We start from the raw sequence: 22,808 nt of genomic DNA, 5'->3' as shown, positions 1-22,808 counted from the left end.
GAGAAAAACTATTAACAAGACGTTTGGAGTTATTATCGCATCACCGCCCGGGGTGGGGGTTGTCCCACATAGGTTTCATCTGGTAAGCGAGGGATGCCTGATGTGCAGAAATCACGGTCCCGGCCACCGGCACGGCGACTGCCGGTGTGCCGGGGCTCCTATGGAGCGGTTTATGCAGCCGTGCCTTTTGCTTTTACTTCACCGCCGTTCAACCCACGGCTACGAGTTGATACAAAGCTTGAGGGAGTTTGGCTTCCATGACAGTGAGGCCGACCCGGGTACGGTTTACCGTAACCTGCGCCGCCTGGAAGAGGAGGGCCTGGTTTCTTCCCAATGGGATACCAGCGGTGGCGGTCCGGCCAGGCGCCTGTACCGTTTAACCCCGGAAGGGGAGGAATTGCTCCATGCCTGGGCGGAAGCAATAACACACAACAAAAGGCGGCTGGAATATTTTCTGGCCAGGTACCGGGAGGAGTTTGCGCAAAGTAAATATTAAATATTCAGTAAGCCGTTGTGACAAGGATGCGGCGCTGTCCGGAGCGAACGACTTGCGAAGCGCCGGTAACAGCACCCGGTGAAGCGAGGCTGCCGGCTCGGCTCTCGAGGACGCAAGAACAACTAATCGAAAGAAAAGTTGGAAACACATTAGTTTAAGAACTTTACAACGAAGCGCAATTAGTCACGGGCAATCCGCAGAGAGCCAGAGCCGGCCCGAAGCGAGCCGCGGTGCTGTCGGCGCGGAGCACTGGAGTGAGCGAGGACAGCACCGCATCCAACCGGGTTCACTGAATAATTACTGTGCAAAGATGACACGTTCGCAGCCGGGATGCGGTTCTTCAGGTGAAGGATGGGTCCCGGGATGGTCTTGGTAACATAAAGGCCCCAGCCGGTGTCCATAAACCGGCGGGACCTTTATCCATGGCCTTATTACTGCAGCAGCAAGTCGTTTTAACGAGCCGGATGCGATTATTAACCCAGGATTTCCTTCAGGTCCTGATCGGGAGTGGTGATCAGCTTCAGGTTGTAGTTGTCCTGCAGCACCTTGAGCACGTTGGGTGTGATGAACGCTGGTGCGGACGGGCCGATGCGGATGTTCTTGATCCCCAGGTGGAACAGGGTGAGCAGGATGGCCACGGCTTTTTGTTCGAACCAGGACAGCACCAGGCTCAGGGGCAGGTCGTTCACGCTGCAGTTAAAGGCCCTGGCCAGGGCTGCGGCCACCTGGATGGCCGAGTAGGCGTTGTTGCACTGGCCCATATCGATCAACCGCGGGATGCCTTCAATTTCGCCCAGATCCAGGTGGTTGAACTTGAACTTGCCGCAACCCAGGGTCAGCACCACGCAGTCCCCGGGCACTTTCTGGACGAATTCGGTGTAGTAGTTCCGGGATTTCTTCACCCCGTCGCAGCCGCCCACCAGGAAGAAGTGGCGGATCTTGCCGGCCTTGACGGCGTCGATGATTTTACCGGCCAGGGCTAAAACGGCGTTGTGGTGGAAGCCCGTCAGCAGTGTCCCGCCCTCTTTTTCCGGCAGGGGTGGCAGCGATTTGGCTTTTTCGATAACCGGCGTGAAGTCCCGGTTTTTAATATGGGTTACATCCGGCAGCCCGGCTATGCCGCAGGTGAACATGCGGTCCTTGTAGGATTCCTTGGGAATGAGCACGCAGTTGGTGGTGCCCAGAATGGCGCCGGGGAACTGTTCGAATTCAGTTTTCTGGTTCTGCCAGGCACTGCCGTAGTGACCGGCCAGGTGGGGGAATTTTTTCAGCTCCGGGTAAGCGTGGGCCGGGAGCATTTCCCCGTGGGTGTAAACGTTAATTCCAGTGCCTTCCGTTTGTTTCAGCAATTCGTACAGGTCTAAAAGGTCGTGTCCGGTGATCAGGATGGCCGGGCCGGCCTTGGTACCCGTGGAAACTCTGGTGGGCTCAGGGGAACCGAAGCGTTCCACGTGGGCCTTATCCAAAAGCTCCATGACCCGTAAGTTCATTTCGCCGCACTTGAGTACCAGTTCAATGTGCCGGTTTAAATCGAAGTCCACGTTGGTCAGGGTGGTAAACAGCGCTTCGTGCATGAAGGCGTCCACCTGTTCATCCCTGGCACCCAGTTCCCGGGCGTGGTAAGCGTAAGCGGCAATCCCTTTCAAAGCGATGATTATGGTATCCTGCAAACTGGCGATATCCTCGTTTTTGCCGCATACACCTGCTTTAGTACAACCTGTGCCGTTGGCCGTCTGTTCACACTGGTAACAAAACATTGATACCTGGACCTCCTTTGAGTTTTTAGTTTCGCTCTGCCCTTTGAGCAGGCGGCTAATGATGCTGCCGAGCATGGTTTAGTTACCTCCTTGGACCGTGCTGTGTAATGCGCTGTTTTTACTGCCCCGGGCAGAAGGATTCTTAACTTGATTGTAATTATAGGTTCCTGGGACGGGGTAAACAGTGATTTGAGTCACAAGAACACGGGGATTTTGATCATAGGTCTTACTACCAGGAGGAGAGCCGTATTTTAGTGAGTGCTGGGCGGTACCGTAGCAGGATCATAGAACATTTACCATTGAGCGGCTGCCTGTTTCATACCCGGGCAGGGAACGGCTTAAAAATGTCGAAACATTACTCAAGGTGAATGTTGATGCTGGTTTTGCGCGGAACCTGGCTTCCCGCCGGTGTGGTGGGTAAGGACAGCGGTTATTTTTTTGTGTGGGGAGAACTGGCCCCCGCCTGCGCTTTTTGCCGGTGCCGCCGGAAGTGGAGGCCGGGCTGTTGAAAACCCTTGGACCGCCTTCATTCTGGAAGGGGAAGGAGCCGCCGGAGGTGGTCCTGGCCGGCATCTACCGGCTCATAAGCCGCCGGGCGCAGGAAGAATGGCCCGGCGATAGTGGCCAGGGTGCCGGTTGATCCCCTCCGGCGGGAAAATCTGCTCTTGATTCCGGAAGGAAGCCGGTGGCAAAGAGTTAGAAAAAGCTGGTGATAAAGCTGGGGAGGAGAAGTATGGAAAAGCTGATCGAAGAAATTATTGCCCGGGTGGTAAAAAAACACCGGGGCAAAACCGGCTACCGCAATCCCCTGGTGGGTTTTGCCCGGGCCGATGATCCCGGGTTTGCTAAATTAAAGGAAGTGGTCGGTCCCGGCCATTTGCTGCCGCAGGACTTGCTGCCGGGTGCCCGCTCCGTGGTGGCCTTTTTCCTTCCCTTTACTCCGGAACTGGTGAAAATCCACCGCCGGGATCCTTACGTAAGCCGCCAGTGGGCAGAGGCCTATATTGAAACAAACCAGTTGATCGGCGAAACATGCCGTGTGCTGGCCCGGGAACTGGAAGACCGCGGGGTAAAGGCCGCCTGGTGTGAGCCCACCCATAATTTTGACCCGGTGGCCCTGGTGTCTTTCTGGTCCCACAAACATGTAGCCTGCCTTTGCGGGCTGGGTACCTTCGGGCTGCACCACATGCTCATCACCCCGTCCGGGTGTGCCGGCCGCCTGGGGAGCCTGGTGGTGGACGTGGACCTCTCCCCGAACCCGCCGGTTGCCGGGGAGAACTGCCTGTACCGGCGGGAAGGATCCTGCACGGCCTGTGTAAAGCTCTGCCCCACCGGGGCGTTGAGTGTGGAGGGACTGGACAAAAAGAAATGTTACCAGCGCCTTCTGGAGGTGGACGCTTACTACACCGACCTTGGCCTTTGCGACGTTTGCGGCAAATGCGCCACCGGCCCCTGCGCCCTGGGGGTGCCGTGATATGGGCGGTGGTTCGTTCGCAAGGGAAGCTCTTTCCTGATGGCCGGTTTATCGGTGCAGGTCACGGGCATGACCTCGTTATTTTTCATTCTTATTAAAACGCGCCGGGCTATAGAATAATTAAATAACCCGTATAGAAGGATTTTATGGGCCTGCGGTGAAAAATAAATAGCGGGGAGAGCGGGGCTGGTGCCTCCCGCGGGCTGCAAACCCGTCGGCCTGCCTGCAACCCAGGTGGGAGTCCGGTTCGATTCCGACCTCTCCCCTCCAGAACAATTTTTACCGGGTCAACGCATGGTGGGTGGCTTTCGGTCAGTCCTCTAAGGTGGCGAGCAGTTCGGCCACCCGTTTTTTTATTTCATCCCGGACGGCCCGGAATTTGGCCATGATTTCCTCTTCCGTGCCCGTAGCCCGGGCCGGGTCCTCCAGGGGCCAGTGGATGCGCTTGACCGTGGGCGGGGTGAGGGGGCAGCTTTCATAGGCGTCGCCGCACAGGGTAACCACCACATCGGCGGAATTAAGGATTTCCGGGTCGATGGCTTTGGATTTCTGGCCGGAAATGTCGATGCCCACTTCCGCCATTACCTGAACGGCCCGGGGGTTAACCCCGACGGGAGCCGTTCCGGCGCTGAAAACATCCCATTTGTCCTGAGCCATGGTCCGGGCGAACCCTTCGGCCATCTGGCTGCGGCAGGAATTGCCGGTGCAGAGGAATAGCACTTTTTTCTTCTTGGACAAAAATTTATTCCCCCCATTTTGTAACATTTTGTTTATATTATAACTTACTCATAAATCCACTACAAATTAACTTTTCGTTAAAGGTCATAACACCAGAAACTATCCAGACTTGAAACGATGGTGATGTCTCCCCTTTTTTTCTGGCCGGAGGGATCCGGCTCATTCCCTCCTTTGCAGGAATACGCCCGCCAGGACGGTCGCCCCCCCGATCATCTGCCAGGAGGTCAGGCTTTCGCCCAGCACCAGAAAACCCAGTACGGCTGTAGCCACCGGTTCAAAGGTACTGATAATGGCCGCCCGGGAGGCGCCGATTTCCTTTACCCCCCGCATCAGGGCGGCCATGGCCAGGACGGTGGAAACAATGCCCAGCACCCCGATGGCCACCAGCGCTTCAGAGCTGAAGGACAGGTTCAACTGCCCCCGCATGAGAGCAAGCCCCCCCACGGCCAGGGCCAGAATGGTGGAAACGTATGCATTATATACCGGCGTTTGTATGCTGGCCAGCAGGCGGGTGGAACCCACCAAAAAAATTGCGTAGGTGATGGCAGCGGTCAGGGACAGTGTCACGCCCCGCGGATCCAGCGTTTTTACCGGTTGTCCCAGGATCACGGCACAGCCTGCAAGGGTAAGCAAAAGGGCCAGCGCTTTCTGCCAGGTAAAAGGTTCTTTTAAAAAGAAAACGGCCAGGATGGTGACCACCGTGGGGTAAAAGTAGAGAAACAGGATGGCCATTCCGGCCGGTATGTAGCGGAAAGCCTCGAAAAGGGCCAGTACGGTGAGCGTTTGAGTTCCCAGGGAAAGAGCCGTTACCGCCAGCAGCTGCCGGCGGGGCAGCCTGAAAGCATAACCTCCCGCCAGGATGAGCAGCCAGAAGATTGCGGCGGCCAGAATGTAACGCAGGGTGAGGGTGGTCATTACGGTGGCGCCGCCCCGGTAGGCGATTTTGGCCGCTACGGGCTCAATGCTCAGGCAAATGGTGGAAAATAGAACCAGTGCCACGCCCAGGCCCTGCCGCCCGGGCGTTTGTTTCTGCTTATGCATTTTTTGTTTTATCCTCCATGGCTGCTGTTCTACTCTACCGTGAAGAAACCGCTAATCGGTCCGGTGGCCGCCCGGTTAAAAATAACCTTCCGGCTCACCATTATATCATAGCATGACAAGATCCCTTTCCATTTACAACAAAACGGGAATCTCCTTTTCCAGGGTAACCGCTTCCCGGCTTACCCGGCAGCGGTAGGCCAGCACCCGCACCCCGCTTGCCGCGGCCCGCTGCAGTGCCCTGGCAAAAGCCGGGTCCTGCCCGTGGTGGGGGGAAAAGCAGCGGGCGTCTTCCCGCTGGGCCACAAAGAGAACCGCTCCCTGCACTCCCTCCCTGCGGGCGGCCGCCAGCTCCTCCAGGTGCTTTGTTCCTCTTGTTGATGGGGCATCGGGAAAAAGGGCCACTCCCTTTTCCACCAGGGTGACGGATTTCACTTCCAGCAAGCACCCGCCCGGCGGGCCGCTCAAATAAAAATCGAAACGGCTGTGGCCCCGGGAATATTCAGCCCGCACCGTTTCGTAACTCGAAAAGGCCTCAAGCGCCCCCGCCTGCAGTGCCCGGCCCACCAGCCGGTTGGGCAGGGTGGCGTCCACCGATACCAGTATGCCCTCGTACTCCACCAGCAGCAGGCGGCAGGTGGTTTTATGGCCGGCTCTGGCATGGCGCTTAACCCAGATCTTGCGCCCGGCCACCAGCAGTTCCGCCATGCGCCCGGAACTGGGCACATGGGCCAGTTCCCGGTTTCCCCTCACCAGCACCTCGGCTACAAAGCGGTTCAAGCGGCGGATGAAAAAAGCTTCTTCCAGTTGTGGAGGTAAATGCAGACTGCAAAGCATTGAAACCATGTTCCCCGATTTCTTGTATACATTATTTTGTTTCTGCGGATAGACTCTAGTTTCCTTTCTGCTAATGTCCGGAAAGGTTGTCCACCGCTGAGGGCCGCAACGGTTCATGGGGAAAATTGATGGATATGGTTGTATTTCCCCCTGAAAAATTAGTACAATTAAGAGGAAATCTGCTGGCGATGCCGAACCACATCCAGTTAAAAAATTTCCCCGGGAGGGGTTTAGAAGTGAACCTTTTTGCCGTCATCCCGGAGCGGTTTTTTTCGGTCCTGGCCAGCCCCTTGAAGCAGGACTACGCGGCCATCCTGTTCCGCATTTACGACCAGTACCAGCTGACCACCTTCGGGATGGAACGGGATGTGGTCATCGACCTGATTGTTGACTATATAGAGCAGAAGGACGGCTTTTTTGAACAGGCCCTGGCCGATGAGATCTGGGAGGAATCCCTGGATACGCCGGCCGGGCCCCGGGAAAGGGCCGCCTTTATCCTGCGCAAGCTGGAGGCCACAGGCTGGGTGGTCAGCGAGGTGTACAGCAATTACGTGCAGTACATCAGCCTGCCCGATTATGCCATAAAAATTCTGGATGTACTGGACAAGATCCGCCGCCACCGGCAGGTGGAATACCAGGGATATGTTTATGCCACCTACACCTTGCTCCATTCCGAGGAGGCCGACCGCCAGGGCAACCTGGCCCTGGAAAAGGCCTATGAGCAGACCGAGCAGCTGATCAACGGTTTGAAGTCCCTAAATCACAACATTAAGCGTTACATTGAGCGGGTCCTGGCGGAAAAGGAGCCCCGGGAGATTTTAAAGATTCATTTTCAAGACTACATGGAGGAAATTATCGACCGCAGCTACCACCGCCTGAAAACTTCGGACAACGTTTCCCGTTACCGTCCGAAGATTATTGCCCGTTTGAACCAGTGGTACAACGATGCGGCCTGGGTGGACCGGACGGCCGGTCTGGAAGTGCAGCGGGAACGTTTTCCGGATCTGCCCACGGCGCGGCAGGAGATTTACCGCCGTATTGACTACATCCGCCAGGCCTACATCGGCCTGGACGACCTGCTGGATGAAATCGACCGGCGCAATGCCCGCTATGCCAACGCTTCCTTCCAGCAGTTGAAGTACATCCTCAACAGCAGTAAGGACGTGGAAGGCCAGCTGATGGAAATTTTAAAGTTCCTGGCCGGGCTGCGCGCGCAGGAGGGCATGCGCCCGGACGACCTCCTTCCGGAAGAGCTGGGTCACCTGTTCAGCCTCTTCACCCAGGGATTTCTGGACCGGGAATCCCTTTATACCGGTAGGGAGGCGGCCAGGCAGCACCAGCCCCGGGAAGTGCAGGAGCTGGAGGAAATTGACCCGGAGCGCCGCAGGGAGCGGCTGCGCTCTTTCCGGCAGCAGCTGGAAAGGCGCATGACCCGGGAGAAGATCAACGCCTGGGTGATGGAAAAACTGGCCGGGCGGAAGGAGATCTGCGCCCGGGAGCTGGGCATCGAGGATGTGGAGGAATTTATCAAACTGATCTATGCTACGGCTTACGGGCGTTCGCGCCAGGTAGGTTACCGGGTGCACCGGGATGGGAGGCCCCGGGTATCTGCGGCCGGCGGCCGCTTTGAATTTAGAGATTTGCGTTTTGAAAGAAAATAAGGAAGGGCGAGCCTGATGGAACTGCTGGAACAGTGGAACCGCCTGCTTCCGGCGGAGCGGGAGGAGTTTACCCGGGTGGTGAACAGGCTTCTCTCCTGCACCTTCATCACCCGCAAGAACGAAGAAAACCGCCGGGACTACTACTTTATTGAACGGCACGAAGACCTCCTGCGGGCCTATTTGAAGCTGGGAGGCTGGAGCCTGGAAGGAGACCGGGCCTATGGGGTCTACCGTGTTTTCAGCGATTTCGCCTATAACCGGCTGCGCCTGAAACTGGAAGAAAGCATTATCATCCTCATCCTGCGCCTCTGCTACGAAGAAAAACGCCGTCAAATCAACGTGACGGAGAACATAATGATTACCGTGCGGGAGATCCAGGACAAGTATGCGGCCCTGAAAATACGCAACCGGCCCATTGACAAAAAAACCCTGCGGGAAACCATGGGCCTGCTCAAACGTTTCAACATCCTGCGGGTGCTGGACGGGGAGGTTACCGATCCCGACTGCCGCCTGGAGGTGTTTCCCACCATTCTCTTCGCCCTGCGGGTGGAGGACATCCGGCAGGTGTACGAAAAGCTGGATACCTACCGCCGGGCCGGGGCGGAGGAAGGGCGGGAAGAGGAAAACGGAAATATGCAGTAGAACCGTTGCAGCAAGGATGCGGCGCTGTCCGGAGCGAACGACTTGCGAAGCGCCGGGGACAGCGCCGCATCCAGCCAGGTTCACTGAGTGCTGAGGAGCTGGTGTAATTGAAAGAATTAACCGGCATCAGGTTGATCAACTGGCACTATTTTACCAACGAAACCATACGCATCCGGGGCAGCACCCTGATCACCGGGGACAACGGCAGCGGCAAATCCACCATTCTGGACGCCATCCAGTACGTGCTGGTGGCCGACCTGCGGCGGGTTAAATTTAACATTTCCGCCTTTGATGAGACCAGGCGGGATCTGCTGGGTTACGTGCGCTGCAAGACCGGGCGGGACAGCGAGAGCGGCCGCAAGTACGAGCGCCAGGGCGACGTTACTTCCTATGTGGTCCTGGAATTCTACGATACCTCCAGGAAAAACTACTTCCTTTTGGGGGCGGTCATTGATTCCTACGCCGATGACGTGACCTATGAAAGCCGTTTTTTCAAAATCGAGGACTGCCGCCTGGACGACAGCCTTTTTTTAGCGGGCAAGCACCCCCGCAATATCCGGGAGTTCCGGGCCGCGGTGAGGGACCGCAGGGCCACCATTTATCCCACGGTGGAAAAATACCAGGCCGATTTGCTCCACAAGCTGGGTTCCCTGGGGGACCGGTTCTTTACCCTTTTCGTAAAGGCCATCTCCTTCAAGCCGATAACGGACATCCGCCAGTTTGTTTACTCCTACGTGCTGGAGGAGAAGCAAATAAATATAGACATCATGCGGGAGAACCTCCAGCGCTACAAGGAGTACAGCGACCTGGCGGCCCAGACCAGGGAGAAAATAACCGCTCTGGAAGCTATCCGGGAAAAATACCAGGAGATCCAGCGGGACCGGGAAAGGGCCCTGATCCAGGATTACGTGATCCTGCGGGCCAACCGGGACGGGGTGGCGGCCAATTTGCAGGCCAATCTGGAACAGGCCCGGGCCCTGGAAGAGGAGCTGGCCCGGTTGAGCCAGGCTCTGGACGGGGCCAGGGAGCGGTTGAAACGCTGCCGGGAGGAGGAGCGGTCCTACCGGGACGCCCTGGCGGCCAATACCACCTGGCAGCTGGTGGAGCGTTTGAAAGGTGAGATCCGCACCCTCAAGGAACGGGTGAAGGAACTGTCCCGCGCTTGCAGCCAGGTAGCTGAAACCGCCCGGGAAGAATGCCGGGTGCTGGCGCAACTCCTGGACGAGGCGGGGGAAGATTTGCTTTTACCGGCTGAGCGCAATATACTCGCGGAGCTGGTGGACGGGCTCCAGGGGCTGGCCGCGGGCGGTGACGGGCAGGTTGGGGAGGGGCAGCCCCTGCCCCCCGGTGACGGGGAAGCCCTCGATGCCCTGGGCCGGTTGATTGACCGGGGCCGGGAAACCCTGGGGAGGGTACGGGAAAGGGTGCAGGAACAGGCCTGGGAAATCCGGCGCAAGCTGAAGGAGCTGGATCAGGAGGAACAGACCCTGCAGCAGGAACTGGCCAGCCTGCGCAACAAGAAGCATATTTACGACCGCAAGGTGACCGACCTGCGGGATCTGATCCGGGAGAAATTCCGCGCAGTGAAAGGCATTGACGTGGAGCCCAGGGTGCTCTGCGAGCTTCTGGAAGTTCCCGACGAGAAGTGGCAGGACGCGGTGGAGGGCTGGCTCAACACCCGGCGCTTCGACCTGATTGTGGAGCCGGAACATTTTGATTATGCCCTTTCCGTATATGAAAAACACAAAAAGGAACGGCGCATCTCAGGGGTGGGCCTGGTCAATACCGGCCGGGTGTTGAAGTACTTGAACCGCATTGAACCCAACTCCCTGGCCTGCGAGGTGCGCTCCCAGAACCGCTACGCCCTGGCCTACGTCCACCAGCTGATGGGCGACCTGATCAAGTGTGAAAATGAACAGGAACTGAAAAATTACCGCCGGGCAATTACCCCGACCTGCATGACCTACAGCAATCATACCGCCCGGCAGATTAAATTTGAAGTTTACGAAACTCCTTTTATCGGTGAACGGGCCTATGCCCGCCAGATTGCCCGCAAAGAAGCCCGCCTGCAGGAGATTGCTGCGGCGCGGAAGGAATTGCTCCCCCGGTTGGAAAGGCTGGAAAGGCTGAGCCAGACGACAAGCGGCCGGGACGAGCACTACATCTTCCTGAAAGAGCGCCGGGGGACGTGGCTGGAGCTGGCCGCGTTACGGCAGGATCTGTCCGCCAGGGAACAGGAACTGGCCGGGGTGGATACTTCAGGCATTGACGCCCTGCAGCAAAAGCTGGATCAACTGGAACTGGAAATGGACGCCTTGAACGACCGGATTGAGAAATATAATCAGCGGCAGGGAGAATTACTGACCACCCTGGAACAGAAGAGAACGGAACGGGTGACCCTGGAAGACGAGCATGCCCGGCTGGAAGAGGAGTTCCGGCAGTTTTGCTCCATAAACTCCCGTGTTGTGCCCGAGGGGGAAAGGCGTTACGCCCGGGAGATCCGGCGCCATTCGCCCCAGGAGGTAGCGGCCAACTTCGCCCACAACCGCAAGAGCGTGGAAACGCTTATTCTTAACAAGGAAAAGGCCCTGGAACTCCTCAAGGCCGAATATAACAATAAGTACCAGTTCGGCGGGCGAATAGAAGCGGATGAGAATGACGAGTGGGTACAGGAGTATAAGAAACTGGTGGAAAGCGAGTTGCCCGCATATGAGGAAAAAATCAACCAGGCCAAAAAGGAAGCCGAGGAGGAGTTCAAGGAGCACTTCATCTACAAGCTGCGGGAGAACATTCAAAACGCCCGCAATGAATTTGACTTCTTGAACGAAGCTTTAAAGGATATTTCCTTTGGCGGAGATAAATACCGTTTTCTGGTATACCCTTCCGAAAGGCACCGCAAGTTCTACCAGATGCTGGAGGATACGGAAATGGTGGAGGGAGGTGTCTCCCTTTTTGACAGTGTTTTTCAGCAGCGGCACCGGGAGGCCCTGGACGAGCTGTTTGATAAAATCATCAACCTGCCGCCCAGGTACCTGCCCGAAAGCATTGCGGAATACACCGATTACCGCAGTTTTCTGGATTATGATATCAAAATTACCCATGCCAGCGGTGAAACCTCTACCTTCAGCAAGGTCTGCCGGGAAAAGTCGGGTGGCGAGACCCAGACCCCCTATTACGTGGCCATTGTGGCTTCTTTTGCCCAGCTCTACCGCGCCAAGACCAACCGGGACAGCATCCGGTTGATGCTCTTTGACGAGGCCTTCAACCGGATGGATATCGACCGCATGGAAAATTCCCTGCGCTTTATCAATGAGATGGGCATGCAGGCCATCATCGCCGCCCCTACCGACAAGTGCGAGTTTATCAGCCCCCATGTACCCACCACCCTCCTGGTGATGCGCGACGGGAAAAACAGCTGGATAGAGGATTACAAGCAGTTTAAGGAAGCGGTTGGCGAAAGCCGGATCGAGGCGGCGGAAAGGGCGGCGGGTTGATGGCCATGGACTACGAACGCTATATTCTGGAGACTCTGCTGGACAAGTATGAGCGCAGCGCCCTGGCCAGGGGCAAAGGGGGCAACCGCCGCATCTGGCTTCATTTCAACCAGCGTACCATGCCCCGTTATTTTGACGATACCACCGTCCGGTATAAGGAAGAGATCAATGGGGCCGCCCTGGCTTTAGAGCGCCGGGGGTTAATTGAGATTCGCTGGGTCAAGTTTGAGGAAAACAATCTCATCGAGAAAGTGGCCTTAAATACTGGTCGCCTGGACGAGGTCTACTCCCGGCTGAAACGGCGTCCCAGGGCGGAGCAATTCCAGGAACTGGCCCGCCTGGCCAGGCACTATGCCCGGGGGGCGGCCCCCTGGGCGCAGGAATTCTTCCATACTGTTGCCCGGCGGCTGGAAGAAGAGGAAAGCCAGCCCTACCTGAATCCCGCGGACCGGGAGCATTCGGAGCAGCTTTTCATGGTCATTCGTGAGATCAGCCTTCTGCAGGAAGAGATACCCAGGCGGGTTTTCAGCCTGCGGGTGCTGGGCAACAGCAAGGCTTTTAACAATCTGGCTCCAACTGTGGCCCGAATTGTCCGGGATTTCCACCCGGACTGGGGGAAAGACGGCGGTGGAAAAGAGACCACCCTTACTGCCGCAGAGGTCAATCAGGTCCTGGCCGAAGTGGGGGTTGTGGACAACCCCCAGCACATTTTCATCAGCGGCGGCCTGGAATTTGCTGTCGAAGGCCGTACCCTGCGGGTGGGAGATTTTTCCCCAGACCTGGGGCTGCCGGCGGAGATGGTGGACCGGTTGACGGTCAAAAATGTTGCCGCCGATTATATCATCACCATTGAAAACCTGACCCCCTTTTACCAGTTCATTAAGACCTGCCGGGATAAATTTCTGGCCATATACCTGGGGGGTTATCATAACACGGTCCGCCGGCGGTTTTTAAGTAAACTGCGGGAATATCTGGCCGGTACCGGCCGGGCGGTGCCGTTTTACCACTGGGGCGACATTGACTACGGGGGTTTTTCCATCTTTGTCCACCTGCAGAAGCGCTGCCTGCCCGGGCTGAAGCCCCTGTACATGGATGTGCCCACCCTGGAACGATACCGCCGGTTTGCTTCGCCCTTTACCGCCGCATACGGCCGGCGCCTCCGTTCTCTGCTGGAAGACCCGGATTACCGCCTCTTCCACCCCGTGATTCAAAAAATGCTCCAGGAGGGCCTGCGCCTGGAACAGGAGTGTGTGGAGCCGCCGCCCTCTCTCTATGAACCGGGGGAGCGAAAGGTATAAAATTGCCCGGTTGGAAGGAAACTTTAGCTAAGGAGTCGAATAGGTTAAAAAGTTTAAGGTATAAATTATAAAGAGGTGAAAATTATGGACGTACAAAAAACACTGGAGAACTTTAACCAGGGTGTGGGCAAGCTGGCCAAAGAGCTGCCCAGGGTTATGAAGGGATTCCGGGATTTGCACGAAGCCGTCATCAGCGACGGAGCCCTCAGCGCCAAACAAAAGGAGTTAATTGCCGTAGGCATTGCTGTGGCCATAAGGTGCCACTACTGCATAGCCGTCCATGTGGCCAAAGCCCTGGAACTGGGTGCCACCCGGGAAGAAATTATGGAAGCAGTTGGCGTGGCCGTATTGATGGGCGGCGGGCCGGCGGCTGCCTACGCCACGGAAGCCCTGCAGGTACTGGACTCCCTGGCGGGAAAAAGTTAGGGATGTTCTCTGGCCCTGCTTGCAGGCAGCATACTTTTTTCTTGAAAGGATTTATTTGTTGAAATATACATGTTGAAATATACATATTTTGGTTTCTTTCCTGGCATAGTTGCTGCCCGTCTTTTTAAGGACGGCAGTTTTTTTGTGCCCCCAAAAGCTCCCGAAAAACGGTAAAAAGAATTGAATATTAACATGTTAACTTTATATTTGCTGCCTTTTTGACATTGCCACAAAAGGAGGGGGAGGAGTAAGATTAACTTTAATGATGTTGCCGTCAGATTAAAACTCTACAGGGGCAGTTGTGCTTGTAGCATAAGTGGGGGTGGAATATTTGTCCGTATCAAAAATGGAAGCAACAAGAAGCGCAGTGCCGGCGGGAAAGGCGGCAAAACAGGGGGGGCCGATTGCGGGTGTGCTCTTGCTCTTATCCTGGGGCCACCTGGTCACCGACATGGCCCAGGGTGCCTTACCCGCTTTGCTGCCGGTATTAAAGCAGGCCTTTACTCTTACCTATGCCCAGACCAGTCTTTTAGTGCTTGTGTCCAACGTGGCTTCATCGGTTATCCAGCCTGTTTTCGGCTATTTTGCCGACCGGCGTCCGGCCCGCTGGCTTTTGCCGCTGGGTTGCCTGGTGGCCGGCATGGGCCTGGCCGCTACCGGCCGTTTACCCTGGTTTTCCCTTCTCCTGCTGGCGGTGGCCGTCTCCAGCCTGGGTGTGGCGGCCTACCACCCGGAAGGTTCCCGCGCGGCCAACCTGGCCAGCGGTGTGCGCAAGGGAAGCGGCATGGCCGTATTTTCCGTGGGCGGAAACCTGGGTTTTGGCCTGGGCTCCCTGTTCATGGCCTGGCTCTTGACCCTGGGCGGGCCGAAGGCCACGGTTTATTTCGTTTTGCCCGGCCTGGTTACCGCCGGCCTGCTGGTGTTTTGCTGGCCGCGCCTTAATTCCCTGCAGGAAGAAAGGATAGGGCAGGCTTTAAGAGGCCCTGCAGATGGAAAAGAAAGAAGCGGGACACCCCTTTCAGGGAAGAACCGGACTTCTACGCAAACTGCCGGTGTGGAATTGAACAAGGGAACCCTGGTTGCCTTTACCCTGCTCCTCATTTATATCATTTTCCGTTCCTGGCTGCACGCGGGGCTTTCTACCTACGTGCCCCTTTATTACACCGACTATTTGCACGGCGATGCCCACCTGGCCGGGTATTTTGTTTCCGTCTTCCTGCTGGCCGGGGCCTTCGGCACCCTGTTGGGCGGTCCTTTAACCGACGTCCTGGGAGCCCCCCGGGTGATGGCCGGTTCCATGGCCCTGCTCATCCCCCTGATCTATTTATTCCTCCATGCCGGTGGCGGTTTGACCGCCCTGGTGCTGCTGGCCCTGATAGGGGCGGCGCTGATCAGTACCTTTTCCACCACCATCGTCCTTGGGCAGCAGCTTATGCCCCACCGCAAGGGGCTGGCCAGCGGCTTTACCATTGGCTTTGGTGTGGGTATGGGCGGCGTGGGAGTAACCCTGCTGGGGATGCTGGCCGACCACCTGGGCGTACCGGCGGTATTTCAGGCTCTCAACCTCCTGGCGGTAGCAGGGCTCGTGCTGGCTTTGTTCCTCATCCGGCGCTTCCCGTGGGCCGCTGAAACCAGGGAGTAGATGAGAAGAGGTGGGACAGTACGTTTTGCCGCTCGAGGCCATGATTCCGGCCCGGCCGGGCTTTTCATAAATGTAGTTGATAAGGTTGTTGAGGTTCATCTCTTTGCCCGGATACCGTTGACAGGATGGAACCAGAAACCGTATAATTTTCAAGAGAAACAAGGTTCCAGGTATGAAACATTTCTTGGAAAAGTTAAATTAAAAAAGACAAGGGGTTTGGAAATGCTAAACGAAAGTAAAAAGAACAGGTCAGAGGTTCCGGCCGTAGAAACGGCCATTAAAATCCTGGAATACCTGAGCCGTTACAAACACCGTTTAAGTACATTATCCGAAATTTCAAGGGATCTATCAATTAACAAAAGCACCTGCTACCGCATTTTAAAAGTGCTCAATGAATACCGTTTTGTTTCCTATGATGAAGATTCAAAACATTATAGCCTTGGTTCGTATCTGATTGTCCTGGGAGCCAGGGCGGCGGAATTTATTGACTACCTTAAAACGGCCAGGCCACATCTGAAATGGTTGGCCGAACAAACCGGGCAAACGAGCGTTCTTGTAGAACCCATATCGGGCAACCGATTAATGTACGTGGCTAAGGAAGAACCCAACCGGCCGGTTCGCGTCACAGTGAGTATTGGGCAGTATTTCCCCATCACCAGCGCTTCCTTTGGCAAGTGCTTTTTAGCTTTTTTGGATGAAAAAGAAGCGGAGGAAATTATTAGAAAGGTGGGGATCAAGCAGTTTACAAACAGGACCATAACGAATATTGAACAATTCATGGAACATTTAAAGCAAATTCGTGCCAAGGGCTATGCGGAGAGTTATGAAGAGCATACACCGGGAATTTGCGGTGTAAGTGCCCCGATCTTCGACCTGTATGGCAATGTCAATATGGTCATTGCATGTATCGGACTGGCTGCGCAGATGAACCCGGAAGTAATGCCTTTTTATGCGGAAAAAGTAAAAGAGGCCGCCAGGAGAATAACTGACGCCTTTAGCGGAAAAGAACCATATGCACCGGCGGGCCAGGATGCCCTGATTAGGGAAGCCTTATCTTGAGTTCATGTTCCAGGTGCCGGTAGAAAAGCCCGGAGTTCCCAGATACGAATTCGCGCCCCCGGCAGGGGCTATAAGCCAGGTAAGGATGGGGTCTAACGACCCTTTTGAGAAAAATAGTTCATTTCCCCGGGGTGGCCGCCTGAATGCTCGAGGGCAACAATTTCTGAACAGCACTGGCGTTTAACGGCGGGTTCTCACTCGAGAGTCCTCTCTTGCAGCTTTATGGTGCACCCCAAGGTAGTAAAATATAAGCCACCAATTTTTCAGTATATTCTGGTAATATATTATTTGCATAACTTTGTGAATGGACAAAAGTGTAAAAAGATTACAAAGAAACTATTGACATTCACCTTAATGGGCTGGTAAACTTATCTTAGGCACGGAACCAAGTTCCGTATCTGGAACCAAGGGGTCTATCCCCGGCAGAATCCCACTAGGCGCTCGGGTTGCCTTCCAGCAGTGCCCTATACTCCTGGCAGGTAAAAGCCTTTATTGGATAGCCAGATAGCAGGAATATATTTACACAAATGGTTTTCTTATCAGTTCTTTTACAGGTTTCCATATCAAATTAATATCCTCCATTTCTTTTTGCATATTCTTTATGGTTTCCTCAGTTACTTTTTCAATTCCACGCCCAACATTTTGCACCTTCTTCAGTAATCTCTCTATTAATTCCTGCAGCAAGTCCTTTTCATTATTCTTTTTGAAGTTTTTCCATTATTAGAATCTAGTTGAATTTGCTTAGTCTAATATTTGTTTGGAACCTGAGAGGGTGAAATATTTGAATTTTAAGGTTTTACTTACAGAATCCATATCTCCGGTAGGGATTGATCTGCTGCAAAAAAAGGCTCGGGTCGTCATAGCTCCAAGCCCGTCGGAAGACGACTTGTTGCCGCTTATCGGGGACGCCGATGCCCTGCTGATCAGGAGTTCCAGAATTACGGCCCGTTTGATGGAGGCCGGCAAAAGGCTCAAGGTTATTGGCCGCCACGGCATCGGTCTGGACAATATCGATCTACAGTCGGCCACGCGCCTGGGCATAGCGGTGGTGCACACCCCCGGGGCTAACACCAACGCCGTGGCGGAACATACCCTCTGGGCAATGCTGCACTGCGCCCGTAATTTTAACAAGGCAGAAAAAGCCTTCAGGCAGGGTGAATTTTGTGCCGCCGGGTCGCTGCCCGGCCTAGTTCAGAAACTGGGCTACACAACCCTGGAATTGAAGGGTAAGGTGCTGGGTCTGGTGGGCCTGGGCAGGATAGCCTGCCGGGTGGCCGAGATTGCCGGAAAATGTCTTTATATGAGGGTCAAAGCCTATGATCCTCTGGTTTCTGAATCGGTCTTTAAATCCGCCGGGGTCGAGCGCTGCCAGAGCTTGGACGATGTTTTGCGCGATTCCGATTTTATATCCCTTCACGTGCCCTATACAAAGGATACCCATCACCTGGTCGGGGAAAGGGAGTTATTCCTGGTAAAGCCCACGGCATATTTAATCAACACCTCTAGGGGCGGTATTGTAGACGAGGAAGCGCTTTACAGGGCTTTAAAGGAAGGCAGGCTGGCTGGAGCGGCACTAGATGTTTTTGAAAGAGAGCCCCCTGGAAAGGACATGCCCCTGTTCGAACTGGATAACGTCCTGTTAACGCCACACATGGCCGCCATGTCCGACCTGGCACTGATCAACATGGCTACTGATGTGTCACAGGGCATTTTGGACGTTCTGGAGGGCCGCCGGCCGCAGTACCTGGCTAACCCGGAAGTATGGGAAAGTCACCTCTTGTAATTTTCAATTAGTTAAAAGGATGGTGGGCCAATTTGCAGCAGGAAGCAAGACTAATTCAGGGTAACCAGGCCATCGTCGAGGGGGCTATCTACGCCGGGGCCAGGTTTTATGCCGGTTACCCGATTACCCCTTCTTCGGAGATTGCCGAGGAATGCTCACGGGTCATGCCCAAGGTCGGTGGCGTGTACATTCAGATGGAAGATGAAATCGCCAGCATAGCCGCCGTGGTGGGGGCTTCTCTGGCAGGCGCCAAAGCCTTCACGGCCACCAGCGGACCGGGATTTTCGCTGATGCAGGAAAACCTGGGCCTGGCAGTAATGGGTGAAGTGCCCTGCGTGATTATAAACGTACAGCGGGCCGGCCCCAGCACCGGCCTTGCCACCAGGCCCGCCCAGTCGGACGTAATGCAGATCCGGTGGGGTCGGCACGGGGATCAGGCGATCATTTCTCTTTCGCCCTCATCGGTGAAAGAATGCTTCACCCTGACGGTTCAGGCCTTTAACTTTGCCGAAAAGTTCCGTGTTCCGGTGATCCTGGCCGCCGACGAGATAGTGGGCCACATGCGGGAGAACTTTATAGCTCCGGCCCCGGGCGAATTGGAAGTGATAGACAGGAAAAGGCCCACCGGCCCACCGGATCAGTACAAGCCCTTTGTAGCCGATGAAGACGGGGTAGCCCCCCTGGCTGCCTACGGAGATAAATACGTCTTCCACGTGTCCAGCTCAATGCACGGGCCGGACGGTTACAGCAACAACAGCCCGGCCAACGCCACGTGGCGGGTCACCCAACTGCACCGGAAGCTGGAACTTCACCGGGATGAAATTGTGTTGACCAGGAGCTTTTACACCGACGACGATATTGAGGTGTTGCTGGTAGCTTTCGGTGCTACCACCAGGGCGGCCCGGGCGGCGGCCCTGGAAGCTAGGAAAAACGGCATCAAGGCGGTGGTTCTGCAACTGATCACACTTTGGCCTTTTCCGGATAAGGAAGTGGCCGCCCTTGGACAAAACTCCAAAATGATTATAGTGCCCGAAATGAACTACGCCGGGCAGGTGGCCGGCGAGGTGCAGAAAGCTCTAGGCTCCAATAAGGACATAAGAAGGGTTAACAAGTACAACGGGCAGATCATCACTCCCCATGATATTCTGAAAGTAATGAAATAAGGCCCCGTAAGCCCTTACAACTGCAAGAAGAGAGGTGTTACAGTGTCTTACGCGACAGGCTTGAAGTATTTAAAGGATGGTGTGCTGCCGCACATGTGGTGTCCCGGCTGCGGCAACGGCACGGTTCTGGGGGCCTTGCTGCGGGCCTTTGAGGAGCTGAAGTTTAAAAAAGAGGAGACAGTGGTAGTAACCGGCATAGGCTGCTGGGGAAAGGCCGACGACTACGTGGTCACCAACGCCCTGCACACCACTCACGGTCGGGCCCTGGCCTTTGCCACGGGCATCAAGGCTTTCAACTCCAAGCTTAATGTGGTGGTCCTGATGGGTGATGGGGACAGCGTAACCATCGGCGGCAATCACTTTATCCACGCCGCCAGGCGGAATATAGACCTTACCGCCATAGTGGTGAACAATATGAACTACGGCATGACGGGCGGGCAGGTTTCCGGTACTACCCCTTCCGACAAGCTTACCAGTACCACCGTTTACGGGAACCCTGAAAGGGAAATCGACATTTGTACCCTGGCCGAGGTGGCTGGCGCCAATTACGTGGCCAGGGGAACCCCCTACCACGGGTGGGAACTACAGAAAGTGATCACGGAAGCACTGACCAAAAAGGGCTTCTCCGTCGTGGAAGTAATCAGCCCCTGCCCCACCCACTTTGGCCGCAACAACAAGCTAAAGCCGGCCCTGGCCATGTTCAGGTGGCTTAAAGAAAAGGCCATTCCTGTGGAAAAGTACAACCCGGTTACCTACCCCAGAGAGGAAGGCTATTTCCCCATCGGCAGGCTGGTGGACCGGGACGCCCCAGACTTCAACAGCAGGTACGAAGAAATCCGGGCCAGGGCCATGCGGTCTTAGGGAGGCGGCAAGGGAAATGATGGACAAAAAAGACAGATATGAAGTGATCTTGGCTGGGTCAGGCGGCCAGGGGCTGATCGTTGCCGGCATTATGCTGGCGGAAGCTGCCATACTGGAAGGCAGAAACGTGGTTCAGACCCAGTCTTACGGCATAGCCAGCCGGGGCGGCTTCTCTGCTTCGGAGGTGATCATCGACAAGGACGAAATCATTTTCCAGCAGGTGCAAAATCCCGATGTGGTCCTTGTCCTCACCGAAGGGGCCATGGAAAAGTATGAAAACCTGGCCCGGTCCGGGGTGCTAATTTTTTACGATACCACGCTGCTGAAGGAGCGCAACGGGGATAACTTTTACGGCTACCCCTTTACTGAAATAGCTGAAGAACTGGGGTATATGGGTACGGCCAACATGATTGCCCTGGGCGTTATGAGCGCCGTTACCCGCCTAGTTGACCTGGAGAGCCTGGTTAAAGTGGTAAACAGAAGATTTTCAGGGAAAACCGCCGAGATGAACGTGAAGGCCCTGTACACTGGTGCGGGTTTGTTCAGAAAATAGGGTTTCCACTGAAAACTGGACCCCGAGCTTGAAGTGTCCAATGTTTTTTCGAAGCGCTATCAATGCGGGAAGGAGTTGACCCCGTAAAACCATGGGAGAACTGGAAGTGAAAACAAAAGCCCCCTGCAGGGAGGCCTGCCCGGCGGGAGTTGACGTACCGCGTTATGTCAGGTGCATCAAAGAGGGTAAATTCGACCAGGCATTGTCCGTAATCCGCGAAAGAATACCCTTTCCCGCAGTGTGCGCGTACGCCTGCGTCCATCCCTGCGAATCAAAATGCGCCCGCCAGCAGTACGACGAGCCCGTAGCCATTCGCATGTTGAAGCGGGCGGCGGTAGAAAAGGGCGGGGAAGCATGGAAGGGTAAATTAGGCCCGATCCCGCCCACTGGCAAAAAGGTGGCCGTGGTGGGAGCCGGCCCCTGCGGATTGACGGCGGCCTACTACTTGGCTGGAAAGGGACACCGGGTCACCGTTTTCGAAGTCATGCCTTCCTCTGGCGGCATGCTGCGCTACGGAATTCCCGAATACCGCTTGCCCAAGGAGGTGGTGGACAGGGAAATCAATGTTATAAAGGATCGCGGCGTGGAAATTAAAACCGGTGCCAGAGTGGAATCGGCCGAAAAACTATTGTATGAAGGATACGACGCCGTCCTTGTGGCCGCTGGGTCCTGGCTGGGATTGGGAATCGAACTTGAGGGCGGGTCGGTAGGGGTGATGGACGGCATATCCTTCCTGCGGGCCGTTAACACCGGAAATCCTCCGGCGGTGGGCGAAAAAGTGCTGGTGGTGGGAGGCGGCAATACCGCCATAGATGCCGCTAGGTCCTCGGTACGCCTGGGCGCTAGGGAAGTGGTGGTGCTGTACCGGCGCACCAGGGCTGAAATGCCGGCCAGCCCGGAAGAGGTGGCGGAAGCTGTCGAAGAAGGGATCAAGTTTGAATTTCTGGCAACTCCTAAAGCGATAGAGAAGAACAATGTTGTTTGCGTTAGAATGGCCCTGGGGGAGCCGGATGAAAGCGGCAGGCCCCGCCCGGTTCCGGTGGAGGGAAGCGAGTTCACCATCAGCTGCAACACCATGATCGCCGCCGTGGGGCAGTCCGCCGACGCATTTTCTCTGGGCCTGGAGGGCAATGCCGACGGCACCATTAAGGTGGACCCGGACACTCTAGCTACCTCCCTTAAAGGCGTATTTGCCGCCGGTGACGCGGTTACCGGACCGTCCTCCATCATCCAGGCCATTGCCCAGGGCCGTCGTGCGGCTTCCTCCATTGACAAATACCTAGGCGGTAACGGCGTAATAGACGAAAAACTAGCCGAAGATACCAAAGTCAGCCTGCGGGAAGATGCCCCCAGAGGAACCGCCCGCCACATTGCTCCTGCAATAACCGCCGAAGAACGCAAGGGCGGCTTCAAGCTGGTGGAACAGGGTTACGACGACCTCACCGCCGTCCGGGAAGCGCAACGCTGCCTGTCGTGCGACTTGCGCCACTTTAATGTGGAAGTAAATGTCAACATCTGCAAGGGGTGCGGTTACTGCAAGGAAGTTTGCACCCTGGGCGTCTTCACTATATCAGGTTTTTTCAATTCCTCCGGTTACAAGCCCATGGTGGCGGCCCACACCGAAAAATGCATGGGCTGCCTGAGATGCCTCACGGTCTGCCCGGACTTTGCCATAACTGTTCGGGAAATGTCTGTCCTTAAATAATTTTTTGTACCAACAATTTACCAAAAATTTTTAAAGTAAAAAATTATGGAAAAGGAGGTGGGTAACTACCGAGCTTAAAGTGGATTTATACATTTAAATTTTTGGAGCGCAGCGGTAAAAAGTCAAGCACTTTTTGAAGGGGAATTGGAAAAATTTTTAGGGTTAAGCCATAAAAAGGCAA

20 protein-coding genes and 1 tRNA gene are annotated in these 22,808 nt (G+C 55.5%); 16 read left to right on the top strand and 5 right to left on the bottom strand.

What is annotated here, in order from left to right:
• Positions 1–100: 100 nt before the first annotated feature.
• The gene (locus D7024_RS12845; RefSeq protein WP_121452147.1) at positions 101–496 is read left to right on the top strand and encodes a helix-turn-helix transcriptional regulator; all 396 of its coding nucleotides are present in this window, start codon (positions 101–103) and stop codon (positions 494–496) included.
• Positions 497–969: 473 nt separating this feature from the next.
• Here D7024_RS12845 and hcp read toward each other — a convergent pair whose 3' ends face one another.
• The gene (hcp, locus tag D7024_RS12835; RefSeq protein WP_121452583.1) at positions 970–2,253 is read right to left on the bottom strand and encodes a hydroxylamine reductase; all 1,284 of its coding nucleotides are present in this window, start codon (positions 2,251–2,253) and stop codon (positions 970–972) included.
• A gap of 442 nt (positions 2,254–2,695) precedes the next feature.
• Here hcp and D7024_RS14600 point away from each other — a divergent pair, with 442 nt between their 5' ends.
• The 3 genes from D7024_RS14600 (at position 2,696) to D7024_RS14870 (ending at position 3,997) form a co-directional block, all read left to right on the top strand.
• Positions 2,696–2,893 (top strand): hypothetical protein, encoded by a 198-nt coding sequence (locus tag D7024_RS14600; RefSeq protein WP_125185654.1) that lies wholly within the window; start codon positions 2,696–2,698, stop codon positions 2,891–2,893.
• A gap of 93 nt (positions 2,894–2,986) precedes the next feature.
• On the top strand, positions 2,987–3,727 hold the full coding sequence (locus tag D7024_RS12830; RefSeq protein WP_121452146.1) for an epoxyqueuosine reductase: 741 nt from the start codon (positions 2,987–2,989) through the stop codon (positions 3,725–3,727).
• A gap of 173 nt (positions 3,728–3,900) precedes the next feature.
• Positions 3,901–3,997 (top strand) — tRNA-OTHER (locus D7024_RS14870).
• Between the two features lie 42 nt (positions 3,998–4,039).
• On the opposite strand, the gene arsC is transcribed toward D7024_RS14870, so the two are convergent.
• The 3 genes from arsC to sfsA form a co-directional block, all read right to left on the bottom strand.
• Entirely contained in the window at positions 4,040–4,465 is a 426-nt protein-coding gene (gene arsC, locus D7024_RS12825) for an arsenate reductase (thioredoxin) (protein ID WP_121452145.1), read from the bottom strand.
• A gap of 159 nt (positions 4,466–4,624) precedes the next feature.
• Positions 4,625–5,506, bottom strand: a complete 882-nt coding sequence (locus D7024_RS12820) for a DMT family transporter (protein WP_121452144.1) — start codon at positions 5,504–5,506, stop codon at positions 4,625–4,627.
• A 132-nt stretch (positions 5,507–5,638) separates the two neighbouring features.
• Complete coding sequence (sfsA, locus tag D7024_RS12815; RefSeq protein ID WP_121452143.1) at positions 5,639–6,340, bottom strand: DNA/RNA nuclease SfsA; 702 nt, start codon at positions 6,338–6,340, stop codon at positions 5,639–5,641.
• Positions 6,341–6,576: 236 nt separating this feature from the next.
• Here sfsA and D7024_RS12810 point away from each other — a divergent pair, with 236 nt between their 5' ends.
• The 7 genes from D7024_RS12810 (at position 6,577) to D7024_RS12780 (ending at position 16,562) form a co-directional block, all read left to right on the top strand.
• Entirely contained in the window at positions 6,577–8,001 is a 1,425-nt protein-coding gene (locus D7024_RS12810; protein ID WP_125185653.1) for a Wadjet anti-phage system protein JetA family protein, read from the top strand.
• Between the two features lie 15 nt (positions 8,002–8,016).
• Positions 8,017–8,643: a DUF4194 domain-containing protein gene (locus tag D7024_RS12805; protein ID WP_027355784.1), complete on the top strand. Its 627-nt coding sequence runs from the start codon at positions 8,017–8,019 to the stop codon at positions 8,641–8,643.
• 107 nt (positions 8,644–8,750) lie between these two features.
• Positions 8,751–12,137 carry an ATP-binding protein gene (locus D7024_RS12800; protein ID WP_121452141.1) on the top strand — a complete coding sequence of 1,129 codons (3,387 nt, stop codon included), beginning with the start codon at positions 8,751–8,753 and terminating at the stop codon, positions 12,135–12,137.
• Complete coding sequence (locus D7024_RS12795; protein WP_121452140.1) at positions 12,137–13,435, top strand: Wadjet anti-phage system protein JetD domain-containing protein; 1,299 nt, start codon at positions 12,137–12,139, stop codon at positions 13,433–13,435. Before D7024_RS12800 ends, D7024_RS12795 begins: the two co-directional genes overlap by 1 nt.
• Before the next feature lie 84 nt (positions 13,436–13,519).
• Entirely contained in the window at positions 13,520–13,861 is a 342-nt protein-coding gene (locus D7024_RS12790) for a carboxymuconolactone decarboxylase family protein (protein ID WP_121452139.1), read from the top strand.
• Positions 13,862–14,192: 331 nt separating this feature from the next.
• The gene (locus tag D7024_RS12785) at positions 14,193–15,503 is read left to right on the top strand and encodes an MFS transporter (protein ID WP_121452138.1); all 1,311 of its coding nucleotides are present in this window, start codon (positions 14,193–14,195) and stop codon (positions 15,501–15,503) included.
• Positions 15,504–15,725: 222 nt separating this feature from the next.
• A complete protein-coding gene (locus D7024_RS12780; RefSeq protein ID WP_165859368.1) occupies positions 15,726–16,562 on the top strand; it encodes an IclR family transcriptional regulator in 837 nt (278 codons plus the stop codon).
• 519 nt (positions 16,563–17,081) lie between these two features.
• On the opposite strand, the gene D7024_RS14865 is transcribed toward D7024_RS12780, so the two are convergent.
• Positions 17,082–17,246 carry a hypothetical protein gene (locus tag D7024_RS14865; RefSeq protein WP_165859367.1) on the bottom strand — a complete coding sequence of 55 codons (165 nt, stop codon included), beginning with the start codon at positions 17,244–17,246 and terminating at the stop codon, positions 17,082–17,084.
• A gap of 97 nt (positions 17,247–17,343) precedes the next feature.
• On the opposite strand from D7024_RS14865, the gene D7024_RS12775 reads away from it, so the two are divergent.
• From D7024_RS12775 to D7024_RS12755, 5 genes are all read left to right on the top strand, one after another.
• The gene (locus tag D7024_RS12775) at positions 17,344–18,345 is read left to right on the top strand and encodes a hydroxyacid dehydrogenase (protein ID WP_027355779.1); all 1,002 of its coding nucleotides are present in this window, start codon (positions 17,344–17,346) and stop codon (positions 18,343–18,345) included.
• 32 nt (positions 18,346–18,377) lie between these two features.
• Positions 18,378–19,508: a 2-oxoacid:acceptor oxidoreductase subunit alpha gene (locus D7024_RS12770; RefSeq protein WP_121452136.1), complete on the top strand. Its 1,131-nt coding sequence runs from the start codon at positions 18,378–18,380 to the stop codon at positions 19,506–19,508.
• A gap of 42 nt (positions 19,509–19,550) precedes the next feature.
• Positions 19,551–20,369 (top strand): thiamine pyrophosphate-dependent enzyme, encoded by an 819-nt coding sequence (locus D7024_RS12765; protein ID WP_027355777.1) that lies wholly within the window; start codon positions 19,551–19,553, stop codon positions 20,367–20,369.
• 16 nt (positions 20,370–20,385) lie between these two features.
• A complete protein-coding gene (locus D7024_RS12760) occupies positions 20,386–20,922 on the top strand; it encodes a 2-oxoacid:acceptor oxidoreductase family protein (RefSeq protein ID WP_121452135.1) in 537 nt (178 codons plus the stop codon).
• Between the two features lie 106 nt (positions 20,923–21,028).
• Positions 21,029–22,627 (top strand): FAD-dependent oxidoreductase, encoded by a 1,599-nt coding sequence (locus D7024_RS12755; protein ID WP_165859366.1) that lies wholly within the window; start codon positions 21,029–21,031, stop codon positions 22,625–22,627.
• The last annotated feature ends 181 nt before the right edge of the window (positions 22,628–22,808 follow it).

This window comes from Desulfofundulus salinus (genome assembly GCF_003627965.1).
Classification (GTDB): Bacteria; Bacillota; Desulfotomaculia; order Desulfotomaculales; family Desulfovirgulaceae; genus Desulfofundulus; species Desulfofundulus salinus.
This window is presented reverse-complemented; position numbering and strand designations above follow the sequence as displayed.

Coding starts and splice junctions, on each gene's coding strand:
- D7024_RS12845 (WP_121452147.1), top strand. CDS start 101: ATGTGCAGAAATCACGGTCCCGGCCACCGGCACGGCGACTGCCGGTGT.
- hcp (WP_121452583.1), bottom strand. CDS start 2,253: ATGTTTTGTTACCAGTGTGAACAGACGGCCAACGGCACAGGTTGTACT.
- D7024_RS12830 (WP_121452146.1), top strand. CDS start 2,987: ATGGAAAAGCTGATCGAAGAAATTATTGCCCGGGTGGTAAAAAAACAC.
- D7024_RS12820 (WP_121452144.1), bottom strand. CDS start 5,506: ATGCATAAGCAGAAACAAACGCCCGGGCGGCAGGGCCTGGGCGTGGCA.
- sfsA (WP_121452143.1), bottom strand. CDS start 6,340: ATGCTTTGCAGTCTGCATTTACCTCCACAACTGGAAGAAGCTTTTTTC.
- D7024_RS12805 (WP_027355784.1), top strand. CDS start 8,017: ATGGAACTGCTGGAACAGTGGAACCGCCTGCTTCCGGCGGAGCGGGAG.
- D7024_RS12795 (WP_121452140.1), top strand. CDS start 12,137: ATGGCCATGGACTACGAACGCTATATTCTGGAGACTCTGCTGGACAAG.
- D7024_RS12790 (WP_121452139.1), top strand. CDS start 13,520: ATGGACGTACAAAAAACACTGGAGAACTTTAACCAGGGTGTGGGCAAG.
- D7024_RS12780 (WP_165859368.1), top strand. CDS start 15,726: ATGCTAAACGAAAGTAAAAAGAACAGGTCAGAGGTTCCGGCCGTAGAA.
- D7024_RS12760 (WP_121452135.1), top strand. CDS start 20,386: ATGATGGACAAAAAAGACAGATATGAAGTGATCTTGGCTGGGTCAGGC.